The organism is Streptomyces sp. NPDC024687, from assembly GCF_055559055.1.
This window is the reverse complement of record NZ_JBVHLJ010000004.1, coordinates 600889-612922: the sequence shown is the minus strand read 5'-3', so window position 1 is coordinate 612922 and position 12034 is coordinate 600889. Positions and strand designations below refer to the sequence as shown.

The window sequence follows — 12034 nt, the reverse complement described above, 5'->3', positions numbered from 1 at the left end:
CGCGCGCCCCAAGATAACCGCATAGAGGCAAAGCTTGCCAAGTGCCTTACGTGAGTCATTTCTGTGCACGATCCCAGCCTGTTCGCAGCCCCGGGAACCGTCCCGCCGTACGAACGCCCCTCCTCGCCCCGGAGAGCCTTAGAGTCTTGACCATGAACAATGCGGGGGGCCGGCGCAAGCCACCGACGATCCACGACGTGGCCCGCGAGGCCGGGGTCTCGCGGGGCACGGTCTCGCGTGTGCTCAACGGCGGACACTACGTCAGCCCTCCCGCGCTGGAGGCGGTGAACGCCGCCATCCGCAAGACGGGGTACGTCGTCAACCGGCACGCCCGCTCGCTGATCACCGGCCGCTCCGACTCGGTGGGCTTCCTGCTCACGGAGCCCCAGGAGCGGTTCTTCGAGGACCCCAACTTCAACGTGCTGCTGCGCGGCTGCACCCAGGCGCTGGCCGCGCACGACATCCCGCTGCTGCTGATGCTGGCGGGCACCGAGGACGAGCGGCGCCGGATCAAGCGGTTCATCACGGCGGGCCACCTCGACGGCGTCCTGCTGGTGACCAGCCACTCCGCCGACCCGGTGGCCGAGGAACTGCACAAGGCGGGAGTGCCCGTCGTGCAGTGCGGCAAGCCCATGAGGTCCGGTTCGAAGGTGAGCTACGTGGCGGCGGACGACCGCGACGGCGCCCGTGACATGGTGCGCCATCTGCTGTCGCTGGGCCGCCGCCGGATCGGCATCGTGACCGGGCCGCTGGACTCGCCCGGCGGGGTCGACCGTCTCGCCGGCTACAAGGAGGTGCTGACGGAGGCGGGTGTCGAGATCGAGGAGCGGCTCGTCGTCTCCGGTGACTACAGCCGGGCCGCCGGAGAGGCGGGCGCCGAACGGCTGCTGGCCCAGGCCCCGGACCTGGACGCCGTGTTCGTCGCCTCCGACCTCATGGCGCTCGGCGCCCTGACGGCCCTGCGCCGGGCGGGCCGCCGGATCCCCGAGGACGTGGCCGTGGGCGGCTTCGACGACTCCATCGCGGCCACGGAGGCCGTCCCTGCCCTCACCACGATCCGCCAGCCCTACGACCGCATCAGCGCCGAGATGGTGCGGGTGCTGCTGGCCCAGCTGGGCGGCGAGGATCCGGCGGCGGTGATCCTGCCCACGGAGCTGGTGCGACGCGAGTCGACGTGAGCCGGGGGTGAGGTCGGGCCGGGGCCCATCGGGAACATCGGCAGGGCTCACTGACAGCCGACCCCGCCCGCCGGCATGTTCATGCTGCTCGGCGACCCGGTCAGCGGCGCGGGCAGAGAGGCTGCCGGGCAACGGCGACGCGGGCAGCCCGAGGCACGGCGATCAGATCGGCACGCGCGAGCACGCTCTCACGGGTCGGACCGGGCGGGGGCGGTACGTCCCACGGGGGTGATACGTCCTACCAGGGCGACAACGGGGCGTGGCTCCGCCGGAACCCGGTAGGGCTCGGTCAGTTCGGGAAGCACCGGCGCCGGCGCAGTAGCCCTGCATGCTGCGGTTCGCGGGGACGGTGCGCAGGCGGCCGAGGAACACGTCGGTCGTTCCCTGTCGCCCGGTCATGGGCGCGCCGGCCGCACGACGGGCACGGAGGCCGCCGTACGACATTCCACGCTGCTCCGGCAGGTCGCCGCGGCCGTGACGTGAGTGACCGGTCAGGATCGGAGAAGCGCACCCGCCCTCCCCCGGCCTAGCGTGAAACCACCGACGCAGACCCGTCGGGGGGACATCACACGAGGAGCACACCATGACTGCCGGCCTCAAGACGATCATTTACCCCGTCAAGGACCTGGCCGCCGCGAAGGCCCTGTTCAGCGCGCTGCTGGGGGTGGAGCCGTATGCGGACGAGCCGTACTACGTCGGTTTCAAGGACGCGGGACAGGACGTCGGCCTCGACCCGAACGGGCACGCCAGGGGCATGACCGGCCCGGTGCCGTACTGGCACGTCGACGACATCCGGGCGACGCTCGCGGCGCTGGTGGCGGCCGGGGCCGAGACGCTGCAGGACGTCCAGGACGTCGGCGGCGGCAAGCTGATCGCCTTCGTCAAGGACGCGGACGGCAACCTGGTGGGGCTCACCCAGGACCCGCAGGCCTGAGACTTACTTGCATACGCAGTAGTTGCACAGGCAACAATGAGCGGATCGGTGTTACCGTGCATGTATGGCGGTGAACACGGTCTCGACCGGCCTCGAGCAGCGGTGGCGGGACATCCTGTCGGTGCACGCGCGCACGATGTGCGAGATCGACCGCGCGCTGCACCCCTACGGGCTGGGCGCGAGCGATTTCGAGGTGCTCGACATCCTCGCCACCGAGTCGCCCCGGGAGGGCGACCAGTGCCGGGTGCAGAACCTCGTCGGGCGGGTGCATCTGAGCCAGAGCGCGCTGTCCCGACTGATCGGCCGCCTGGAGAAGGACGGCCTGGTGGAGCGGTCGATGTGCGCGGAGGACCGGCGGGGCGTGTGGGTGTCCCTCACCCGCAAGGGCCGTGACCTGCACGCCGAGGTGCTGCCGCTGCAGCGTGGCGTGCTGGCGGAAATGCTCCACGACTAGCAGACCGTCCCCGCCGGGCGGCACGGTCTACGCCAGCGACTCCCGTACGGCGGCGAACGCGGCCTCGACGGTCGCCGGGTCCGCGCCCGGGCGGGCGAGCGCGCTCATGGGGATCGGGGTGACCTCGGGCAGGCCCTCGTACGGGGTCAGCCCGTCGGGCGCGGATCCGACGGCCGCCAGCAGCGCCACTCCCTGCCCGCTGCGGGCGATGTCCAGAACCCCCGCGAGATAGCCCGCGTCCCCGACGACCGCGGCGGGAACCCCGCGCGCGGCCAGCGTCGCGATCGCCCGCCGCAGGATCGCGCACGGGTCCTCGATGGCCACCAGCGGTACCGGCGCGGGAGCCTGCGGCGGCTCCCAGCCGGGCACGGCGTGGCAGGTCAGCGGGAGCCCGCCCACCCGGGTGCCCTCGGTCGCGGCGGCCTCGGTGACGTACACCGCGACATCGACGCTGCCGCGCTCCACGGCCTCCACGAGCCGGGCGGAGCGGTCGATGCGGAAGCGGACCCGGCAGCCGGGCGCACTTCCTGGACGGCGGCGGTCAGCCGGGGCAGGAACTGGTCGGCGGCGTGCTCGGTGGAGCCGATGGTCACGACGTCGCCCTCGGCGCCGAGGAGTGTGCGTACGGCCTCGTCGTGAACGGCGAGGATCCGGCGGGCCTGTTCGAGCAGCAGGCGCCCCTCGGGGGTGAAGCGGGTGCCGCGTCCCTCGCGCTCGACGACCTACCGGGTCGGCGGGCAGCAGGGCGACATCTTCGGCCTGTGGGGCGAGCCGCTGAAGTAGACGGCCGAGCAGATCGCCGCCGTGAACGCGGTCGCGGACGCGGCGGGGCGTCCCCGTCCCCGTCCCCGTATCGGGGTGTCGTTCCGCCCCATCATCGGGCCCACCGACGAGCTGGCCTGGGAGAAGGCGCACCGCACGCTCGGTGTGCTCAAGGACCGGGCCGCGAGCGCCGAGCCGCTGCGTCACTACCGCACCGCCGGCCGCCCGGACAACGTCGGTTCCCAGCGGCTGCTCGACATCGCCGAGCGGGGTGAGGTCCACGAACGCTGCCTGTGGACCGCGCCCGCGGTCGCCACCAACGCGGCCGGCGCCCCCACCGCACTGGTCGACTCCCCGGCGACGGTGGCGAAGGCCCTCCTCGACTACGTCGACATCGGCTGCGACCTGCTCTCGATCCGCAGCCACGACCCGCCCAACGACGCCATCGACTACGCCCGTCACGTCTGCGGGACGCTGACCGGGGAGCACGGGGTGGGGGTGCTCAAGCGGCAGTGGGTGGCCGAGGAACTCGGGCCCGCCGCGCACGCGTTGCAGCGGCGGATCAAGGAGGTGTTCGACCCGCGGGGCATTCTCAACCCCGGAAAGGCGTTGTAGTCCCGGCTTGGGGTCATGCTGGACACCAGACGCCGAAGACGCGGAGCGGGAAGGGAGTTGGGGACGCCGTGGCCGTGGGAGCAGACCTGGCGGCCGAGTTCAGCAGTTACTCGACGAACTCGCTGGACGAGGCGCACGACGCCATCGCGGCCCACTACTACGACCTGCGGCTCGAAGTCGTCGGTCACGCCTCGGAGTTCGCCACCCGGCTCAGTGTCGTGGAGCTCGGCGCGCTCACCGTCGGCGACATCCGGTTCGGCACCGAGATGCGGATGAGCTTCGGCGAGCCGGGCGTGTACCACGTCGCCGTCCCCTTCGGCGGCCGCTTCAGCCTCCAGGAGGGGCGCGGGGACGTGGGGTTCGCCGACAAGCGGCGGGCGCTGGTGTTCGATCCGGCGCGGGACATCCACATCGACGCCTGGTCCGCCGACTGCCAGGCACTCACGGTCAAGATCGACAAGGCGGCCGTGCTCCGGCAGTTGGAGGTCCTGCTGGGCCGGTCGGTCCGGCGCCCGCCGCGCTTCGGGCCATGCATGGACGTCTGGCGGGGGCCGGGCCTGAGCTGGGTGCGCCTCGCGCTGTGGAGTCTGCTGGAACGGGACGTCCCGCTCGGGCTGCTGAGCCATCCGATGATCCGTGGCCGTCTGGTGCAGACTCTGCTGGAGGGCATGCTGCTCGCCACCGACCACACCTTCCGCGCCGCGCTGGAGGCCCCTCCCCCACCGATGCGCCCGGCGTCGGTGAAGCGGGTCATGGACGCCGTGCAGGAGCTGCCCGCCGAGCCCTACGACGCGAACCGGCTCGCGGCCATCGCCCAGGTCAGCCTGCGCACCCTGCAGGAAGCTTTCCGCAGACATGTCGGCCTGTCGCCCATGGCGTACGTCCAGGAGGTGCGGCTCCAGCGTGTCCACCGGCAGCTGCGGGCGGCGGCGCCGGGGACGACGACCGTGACGGACGTGGCCCACGCGTGGGGGTTCGTCCATCTGGGCCGGTTCGCGCGGCGGTACCGGGAGCGCTTCGGGGAGTCACCCTCACAGACACTGCGCGCCGCGTGAGCCGGCACGCCCGCCACTCCGCCGCGTTTTGCGGACATGCGCCACGTTTTCCGGAGCGACGGCCTGCCGGATCGGCCCTATGGTCGGGTCACGGCGATCGCACGGCGCACGGGGATGAGCAGAGTCGGCGCCGCTCATCTCTGTTTCGCACGCGAGAACCACGGTGCGGCAGCGGGAGCAGGCCGCACCCCTGCGGGCCCGGCCGCTCCCTCTTTGTCGCACGTGGTGGCCGGGCCCCACTGTGTGGGGCCGGCGTGCGGCTCAGCCCTGGGGCCGCGCCAGCAGCGTGCGCACGCCCTCGGACGTGAGCGTCAGCGGGTGCGTGGAGCTGGCGTCGATCGACAGCGAGAGGTCGCCGTCCGGCCACTGCGCGGCGAGCGCGCCCAGCGGCACCAGACGGTAGCGGGAGACGAACGGAAGCAGTTCGGCCATCTCCGTCTCCGAGGTGAACACGGGCACCACGGGAGCGCCGTCCTGCTGCTCCAGCACGGGCAGCGCCACGGTCGTGTCCTCGTCCGCGGCGTCGTCGGGCACCGGGATGAGCACGTCACTGGTCGCGAGCGTGTCCAGCGCCGTCGCGTCCTCGGTGTTCTGCGTCAGCGCGTCCAGTGCCTGCTGGGCCGGTGTGGCGCTGTGGTCATTGGCAGGTGTGTCCATGGCAGATCCCCTGGTAGCGGCGGTCGTGCGGCCCCGCCCGCGGGCATGATCGCCCAGGGCGCGGTGCTGCTCGCGTACCCGAGGGTGCCGAGAGCATGCGTGCGGGACGTCAGGGAATCAGCGCGATGTGCTCCGAGGGCAGACCGAGGGTGTCGCATCCGACCCGCCGCACGAGGGGCTCGTACATGCCGGGTCCGACATGGGTCCAGTACGTGGCCGCGTCCCGAAAGTAGCGCTGCATCCGTTCGCCGTCGCGCGCGTGGCGGGAGCCGGCCGTGCGGAACAGGATGCCCTGGAGGACGTCCCAGGCCATGCGACCGGCGTTGAGGAACGTCAGGGCGAGCCGGTTGTCCTCGGCCGCGGTGAAGGGTGCCTCGCCGCTCACGTTGCGGCGGCAGGCCTCCATCCAGTCCTCGGCACTCTGCCTGAGGGCCGCCTCGGCCAGGTGGACCATGCCGAGGGCCTCGCCGAGGTGGCGCTGGTAGTCGGGCAGGTCCGCGCGGGTGCGCTCGGGTTCCAGGAGCAGGGGGCGGGCGGCGACGATCCGGGCGTACTCGTCGGCGGCGGCGTACGCGGTGCCGATCATGACCGCGGCCAGCTCGCCGTGGAAGAAGCTGGGCGCGCGTCCCGCGTACATCGGGTTGCCGTGCAGCTCGGAGCCGATGCTGCCGCCTTCCACCGGCAGGTCCAGCAGGCTCGTCTCGCGCGTGAAGTGTGCGGGGACACGGGCCTGTGCCATGCGGATGCTGTTGGATCCGGTGCCGCGCAGACCGAGGGAGCCGCGCCAGTCGTCGAGGACCGTCCACACCGAGCGCGGGGCGACGAACAGGACGGGCGGGCCGGGCGGGTCGCCGGGCTTCTCGGGGGCGCGCAGGGTCTGGCCGAGGTAGTGCGTGGAGTAGGGGGCGCCCGAGGAGTAGGGCCAGGTGCCGTCGAGGAGGACGTGGTCGGGGCCGTCGGGCTGGGCGACGCCCACCGGCGCGGCGGTGGAGGCGGCCCGGAAGTCGCCGTCCGTGCCGAAGAGTTCGTCCTGGGCCTTCTCGTCGAAGACCGTGCGGGCCTGGAGCACATGGGCGGCGGTCAGGGACAGGGCCCAGCCGGTGGAGGGGCAGCCGCGGGCGATCTCGACGACCACGCGGTAGAAGACGGGCAGGCCGAACTCGTGGCCGCCGTAGCGGCGCGGCTGGAGGATCCGGTAGAACCCCGCCCGCAGGAAGTCGTCGTGGGTGGCCTCGGGGTAGTGCGTGAGCCGCTCGGTCTCCGCCTGGCGGGCGAGCAGCGCGGGTCTGAGGGCCACGGCCCGTTCGATGATCTCCCGCTCGGTGGGGCCGGGTCGGGGAGCGGCTGTCACGGTGCCTCCTGACAGGTGGGGCTGTCCTTCCGTGCTGCGCTACGAGTGATTCAACACGGCCGAGTGCCGTCCGGTACCGACCGGATATCGCCAAGTGCCGTCAGGTTGGGATCAGTTGATCCACGGTGACGATCCGGATCAGCGGTCCGTACGCCGCCATCACGTCCAGCGCCCTGGCGTGCGAGTCGTCGTCGGCCCCGGCGCAGGCGTCGGACACCACCAAGGTCTCGACGCCCGCGTCGGCGGCGGCGAGGGCGGTGGACAGAACGCAGCAGTCGGTACTGACACCGGCCAGGACCAGACGGCCCTCGGGGCCGACACGGGCGGCGAGTTCGGGGGTCCACTTGCCGAAGGTGGTGGCGTCCATGATGTGCGGCGCCCGGTCCGCGAAGTCGTCGGTGAGGCGCCACAGCGGGGCGTGCGGCGGCTGCAGGGCGAAGGACCACCGCGCGTAGTAGGCCCGCCATGCGCCGGTCGGCTCGGCGGGGGCGACGAAGCGGGTGAACGTGACCCGTTCGGCGAAGGCCGGCAGCAGTCGTCGTACGCCTGCCGCCGCCTCGGCGTAACGAGGGGCGGCCCAGGGGCTGTCGGGCTCGGCGAAGACGCGCTGCATGTCGATGGCGGCGAGCAGCCCCGTCGTCATACGACGCCCTCCTGTGCGCGGACCCGCCCGCGGCCGAGGGCCAGGGTGCCGAGGAAGCCGACCGCGAGCGCGGCCAGCACGCCGAGGTTGGCGTAAGCCCAGGCGCCGGACGTGCCGCCCAGGCCGAACGGGTCGAGGAGATAGCCCTGCCAGTCCAGCCAGCTGGCGGCCGAGTTGGTGACCAGGCCCCAGCCGAGGGCGGTGGCGAGGAGCGTCAGGATCAGCGGGGTGGGCGGTACGTCACCGTAGCGGCCGCTCGGGCGGTAGAGGTCGGCGTCGTCGTAGTCACGGCGGCGCAGGCAGAGGTCGGCGAGCATGATGCCGCACCAGGCGGCGATGGGGACGCCGAGGGTGGTGAGGAAGCCCATGAACTGGCCGAGGAAGTCGTCGGCGAAGAACACGATGTAGATCGAGCCAGCGATCATCAGGACGCCGTCGACGAGGGCCGCCAGCGGGCGCGGGATCTTCAGGCCCGCCGAGAGCAGGGCGAGGCCGGAGGAGTAGATGTCGAGGACCGCGCCGCCGACCAGGCCGAGGACCGCGACGACGGCGAAGGGCACCAGGAACCAGGTGGGCAGGAGGGTGGTGAGCGCGCCGATCGGGTCGGCGGCAACGGCGTCGCTGAGCTTGGTGGACGATCCGGCCAGCAGCAGTCCGAAGACCAGCAGGAGCAGCGGGGCCACGGAAGCGCCGAAGGTGGTCCAGCCGACCACGCCCCGGCTCGACGAGGTCCGGGGCAGATAGCGGGAGTAGTCGGCGGCGGCGTTGACCCAGCCGAGGCCGAAGCCGGTCATCATGAAGACCAGTGCGCCGATGAAGTCCTGAGCGGAGCCCGCCGGAAGGGCGCTGACGGTGCTCCAGTGGATGTGGTCGGCGACCAGCCCGACGTAGACGACGGTCAGTACGCCCGTCACCACGGTGATCACGGTCTGGAGCCGCATGATCAGGTCGAAGCCCATCACCCCGCCGACGACCGTGAGGCCCGCGACCACGACCAGGGCGATCACCTGGGTCCCGGTGCCCCCGCCCCAGCCGAGCCGTCCGAAGACGGTCGCCGTGGCCAGGGTGGCGAGGGCGCACAGCACGGTCTCCCAGCCGACGGTCAGCACCCAGGAGACGACCGACGGGAGGCGGTTGCCGCGCACTCCGTAGGCGGCGCGGCTGAGCACCATCGTCGGGGCGGAGCCCCGCTTGCCGGCGACCGCGACGAACCCGCACAGCAGGAACGAGAAGACGATCCCGATCACGCCGGCGACCAGCGCCTGCCAGAAGGAGATCCCGAAGCCGAGCACGAACGAGCCGTAACTCAGGCCGAGGACGGACACGTTGGCGCCGAACCACGGCCAGAACAGCGTCCGCGGGGTGCCCTTGCGTTCGGCGTCACCGATCACGTCCAGCCCGTGCGTCTCCACCTGGAGCTGCCGGGCGGTGGATCTGCTGCTGGTGGATCCGTTGTCGGCGGATCTGTTGTCGGGGGATCCCGAGGAGTCCGTCATCGTCGACCTGCCTCTTCAGACGTGTTGGGGCGACGGTAGGCAGGGGGCGCGGGGGCGTCAATCACACGAGTCCGTATTGCCGGTGTCCGTCCCGCGCCGGTTCAGCGGTGCTTGACGCCGGCCTCGGCGCCCGGGGCGAGGGTCGGTTCGGTGACGGGGACGTCGCCGAGGGCCCGGTCGACGGCGGCGAGCAGGTCGTCGGAGAGTTCCACGCCGGAGGCGGCCGCGTTGGCGTGGACCTGGTCGGGCCGGGAGGCGCCGGTGATCGCGGAGGCGACCTCGCCGCGGCGCAGGACCCAGGCGAGCGCCAGGGTGGGCATGCTCAGCCCCGCTTCCTCGGCGATGGGCACGAGGCGCTGGACCGCTTCGAGGATGGCGTCGTTGTAGACCAGGTCCTTCGAGACCGCCATGTCGGCGGAGGCGAACCGGCTGCCCTCCGGCACCGGCTGCCCCGGCTTGTACTTGCCGGTGAGCACGCCCTGGGCCAGCGGCGACCACACGATCTGCGAGATGCCGTTGGCCGCGCACAGACCGAACACCTCGGCCTCGGGGGCCTGCCACAGCATGGAGTACTGCGGCTGGGAGGAGACGAACAGTTCGGGGCCGGCGAGGTCGATCGCCGCCTGGATCTGCTCCGGGGTCCACTCGCTGAAGCCGATGTAGCGGGCCTTGCCCTGTTCGACGACTTTCTGGAAGGCCTCGACGGTGTCCTCGATCGGCACGGTGGAGTCGAAGCGGTGCGCCTGGTAGAGGTCGACGTGGTCGGTCTTCAGGCGGCTGAGGGAGGCGTCGATCTGCTGGGCGATGTGGGCGGGGGACAGTCCCTGGTCGGCCGGGTCATCCGACATCGGAAAGTAGACCTTGGTGGCCAGGATGTAGGAGTCCCGGGGGTGGGCGGAGAGGATCTCGCCCCAGGCCGTCTCCGCGGCCCCCCGGCCGTAGGCGTTGGCGGTGTCGAAGAAGTTGATGCCCGCGTCGAACGCCGCCTCGGTGCAGGCGCGGGTCGCGTGCGCCTCGACGCCGCCGGAGTAGGTGAGCCAGGATCCGAGTGAGATCTCCGAGACGCTCAGGTCCGAACTGCCGAGTGTGCGGTACCGCATGGTTGTCGCTCCTTGTTCCGGGCCGGCCGCCGTCGATGACCATGCCAGGCTCTCACCGATCCGGTCGGCCTGTTTCACTCGGCGTCGAGCTGGTGATCGGACCAGACGTAGCTCTCGGGCAGCAGGTCGGTGATGCGCACGGTCCGGGTGCCGGCGTCCGTGCCGACGATGACCGCGATGTCGGGGAAGTAGTCGAGCAGGACCTGCCGGCAGCGGCCGCACGGGGGTACGACCCCGCGGTCGCGGTCTCCCACGGCGACGATCGTGTCCAGCTCGTAGGCGCCCTGGGCGGCCGCCGCGCCGATGAGGACCAGTTCGGCGCAGGGGCCTCCCGTGAAGTGGTAGGCGTTCACGGCGGTGACGATCCGGCCGTCCCGGACTCGGGCAGCGGCCGCCATGGTGTGGTTGTCGCCCCGGCACCGCGTGCGGGCGACGTGCGCCGCGGCCTGGACGAGTTCGTGGTCGACGGGGTCGGTCTGCGTGGTCAACTTCTCCTGCTTTCGTCGTGGGTCAGCCGACGTTGACCCGTGTGACGCGCGCCTGCAAGCGAATTAGGAGCGGCTGGAGAGCCGACCCCGCGCATGCCGCACGTGATCTTCGCGCCTACTCTTCCTCTGTTCGAAATACCCACGGACACGGCCAAGGCGGGGGACGACACATGGCTTATCGGCGCGCGGTGATACCCGCCCTGGTCGGCGGGCTGCTGATCACCCTGTTGTTGTGGTGGGCGGGAGCGAGCGCGCAGGCACTCCAACTGCGCGGCAGCACAAGCGTGTTCGACGTGGACTCGGTGAACGAACTCCGCCGCTGGCTCACACCCTGGTCGTACGACTCCTCGGCGGCCCTCGGCTCCGACGGGGCCGCGGCCACGGCCCAGGGCACCCGGTACGCCGATCTGTACAGCACCGGGATGCAGATCAGGTTCGTGGCCCTCTTCGCGTTCTTCCTGGCCGGCGCACTGCTCCTGCTCCGCAGGATCCCGCCCGTGCAGGGCCGTACGCCGGCCACGCTGCTCGCGCTGTGGGCCTGGGCGCCGGTGGCCGCGACCTCGGCCGTGACGGTCTCCGCGCCCTGGTTGATCGCGTCCCGGGGGCGCGGCGGCTACCGGGTCCTGCCGCAGCTGGCGGGGGTCATCGCGTCGAGCGGGCCGGTCGCGGTGTTCGCGGGCCTGGTGACCGCCCTGCTCACGGTGGTCGTGGCGCGTGTCACCGCCAAGGGCGCGGACCCGCTCCCCCGGCGCAGTGTGCCCCCGGGTGCCGCGCGCCTGTCCGCGAGCGTCGGAACGGCGGTGGTCGCGCTGTCGCTGGTGGTTCTGTCGTACGACTCGGTGGCGGCCCGGATCCAGACGACGTTCAGCGGCGCGGGCATCCTGTCCGAGCCCGGTGACCTGCTGCGTCAGTGGCTCCTGCTCGGCGCCTGGAGCGGCCCGGCGACCGCGTCGCCCGGCCGGTGGTTGCTGTACCGGGCCGCCGACGTGCTCCTGCTGGCGGTGGTGTGGTGGTCGCTGCGCCTGCTGCCCGGGCTGCTCACCCGGACCACCGCGCCGGCGATAGCGGTGGGAACGGTCTGCGCGACCGTGCTGGGCCTGTTCGCGAGCCAGGTCCTGCACATGGCGATCGACGACACCGCCGCCGTGTGGGGTCCCGTGCACATGCTCTCCCCGCTCGGCGGCGGCGTTCCCGCAGCCCTCACCTTCGGCCTCACGGCAGGACTGGCGGCCTTCGCGACCCTGCGGCTGACCGGGGACCCTGACCCCGCCCCCTCGCCCGTTGTTCCTGCCTGAGCCCGT

Annotated in this window: 13 protein-coding genes; 6 read left to right on the top strand and 7 right to left on the bottom strand. The window is 72.1% G+C overall.

Going from position 1 to position 12034, the window contains the following annotated elements; genetic code table 11:
- Positions 1-146 precede the first annotated feature (146 nt).
- The 3 genes from ACZ39I_RS19430 to ACZ39I_RS19420 all read left to right on the top strand — a co-directional run bounded on the left by ACZ39I_RS19430 (position 147) and on the right by ACZ39I_RS19420 (position 2566).
- The gene (locus tag ACZ39I_RS19430) at positions 147-1178 is read left to right on the top strand and encodes a LacI family DNA-binding transcriptional regulator (RefSeq protein WP_467245572.1); all 1032 of its coding nucleotides are present in this window, start codon (positions 147-149) and stop codon (positions 1176-1178) included.
- Positions 1179-1761: 583 nt separating this feature from the next.
- Positions 1762-2112 (top strand): VOC family protein, encoded by a 351-nt coding sequence (locus ACZ39I_RS19425; protein WP_467245571.1) that lies wholly within the window; start codon positions 1762-1764, stop codon positions 2110-2112.
- A gap of 64 nt (positions 2113-2176) precedes the next feature.
- The gene (locus ACZ39I_RS19420) at positions 2177-2566 is read left to right on the top strand and encodes a MarR family winged helix-turn-helix transcriptional regulator (RefSeq protein ID WP_352386224.1); all 390 of its coding nucleotides are present in this window, start codon (positions 2177-2179) and stop codon (positions 2564-2566) included.
- Between the two features lie 27 nt (positions 2567-2593).
- Here ACZ39I_RS19420 and ACZ39I_RS19415 read toward each other — a convergent pair whose 3' ends face one another.
- Positions 2594-3031 (bottom strand): type 2 periplasmic-binding domain-containing protein, encoded by a 438-nt coding sequence (locus ACZ39I_RS19415; protein WP_467245570.1) that lies wholly within the window; start codon positions 3029-3031, stop codon positions 2594-2596.
- Between the two features lie 330 nt (positions 3032-3361).
- On the opposite strand from ACZ39I_RS19415, the gene ACZ39I_RS19410 reads away from it, so the two are divergent.
- A complete protein-coding gene (locus tag ACZ39I_RS19410; RefSeq protein ID WP_467245709.1) occupies positions 3362-3943 on the top strand; it encodes an LLM class flavin-dependent oxidoreductase in 582 nt (193 codons plus the stop codon).
- Between the two features lie 68 nt (positions 3944-4011).
- Positions 4012-4998: an AraC family transcriptional regulator gene (locus tag ACZ39I_RS19405; RefSeq protein ID WP_467245569.1), complete on the top strand. Its 987-nt coding sequence runs from the start codon at positions 4012-4014 to the stop codon at positions 4996-4998.
- 261 nt (positions 4999-5259) lie between these two features.
- Here ACZ39I_RS19405 and ACZ39I_RS19400 read toward each other — a convergent pair whose 3' ends face one another.
- From ACZ39I_RS19400 to ACZ39I_RS19375, 6 genes are all read right to left on the bottom strand, one after another.
- Entirely contained in the window at positions 5260-5655 is a 396-nt protein-coding gene (locus ACZ39I_RS19400) for an SseB family protein (RefSeq protein ID WP_467245568.1), read from the bottom strand.
- Between the two features lie 109 nt (positions 5656-5764).
- Positions 5765-7006, bottom strand: coding sequence for an acyl-CoA dehydrogenase family protein (locus tag ACZ39I_RS19395; RefSeq protein ID WP_467245567.1), 1242 nt, complete (start codon positions 7004-7006; stop codon positions 5765-5767).
- A 100-nt stretch (positions 7007-7106) separates the two neighbouring features.
- Positions 7107-7649, bottom strand: coding sequence for a cysteine hydrolase family protein (locus ACZ39I_RS19390; RefSeq protein WP_467245566.1), 543 nt, complete (start codon positions 7647-7649; stop codon positions 7107-7109).
- Complete coding sequence (locus ACZ39I_RS19385; protein WP_467245565.1) at positions 7646-9145, bottom strand: purine-cytosine permease family protein; 1500 nt, start codon at positions 9143-9145, stop codon at positions 7646-7648. The genes ACZ39I_RS19390 and ACZ39I_RS19385 overlap by 4 nt, the downstream gene beginning before the upstream one ends.
- A 101-nt stretch (positions 9146-9246) precedes the next feature.
- Positions 9247-10245, bottom strand: coding sequence for an aldo/keto reductase family protein (locus tag ACZ39I_RS19380; protein WP_467245564.1), 999 nt, complete (start codon positions 10243-10245; stop codon positions 9247-9249).
- Between the two features lie 74 nt (positions 10246-10319).
- Positions 10320-10733, bottom strand: coding sequence for a cytidine deaminase family protein (locus ACZ39I_RS19375; protein WP_467245562.1), 414 nt, complete (start codon positions 10731-10733; stop codon positions 10320-10322).
- 170 nt (positions 10734-10903) lie between these two features.
- On the opposite strand from ACZ39I_RS19375, the gene ACZ39I_RS19370 reads away from it, so the two are divergent.
- Positions 10904-12028, top strand: a complete 1125-nt coding sequence (locus ACZ39I_RS19370; protein WP_467245561.1) for a hypothetical protein — start codon at positions 10904-10906, stop codon at positions 12026-12028.
- The last annotated feature ends 6 nt before the right edge of the window (positions 12029-12034 follow it).

Coding starts and splice junctions, on each gene's coding strand:
- ACZ39I_RS19425 (WP_467245571.1), top strand. CDS start 1,762: ATGACTGCCGGCCTCAAGACGATCATTTACCCCGTCAAGGACCTGGCC.
- ACZ39I_RS19420 (WP_352386224.1), top strand. CDS start 2,177: ATGGCGGTGAACACGGTCTCGACCGGCCTCGAGCAGCGGTGGCGGGAC.
- ACZ39I_RS19400 (WP_467245568.1), bottom strand. CDS start 5,655: ATGGACACACCTGCCAATGACCACAGCGCCACACCGGCCCAGCAGGCA.
- ACZ39I_RS19390 (WP_467245566.1), bottom strand. CDS start 7,649: ATGACGACGGGGCTGCTCGCCGCCATCGACATGCAGCGCGTCTTCGCC.
- ACZ39I_RS19385 (WP_467245565.1), bottom strand. CDS start 9,145: ATGACGGACTCCTCGGGATCCCCCGACAACAGATCCGCCGACAACGGA.
- ACZ39I_RS19380 (WP_467245564.1), bottom strand. CDS start 10,245: ATGCGGTACCGCACACTCGGCAGTTCGGACCTGAGCGTCTCGGAGATC.
- ACZ39I_RS19370 (WP_467245561.1), top strand. CDS start 10,904: ATGGCTTATCGGCGCGCGGTGATACCCGCCCTGGTCGGCGGGCTGCTG.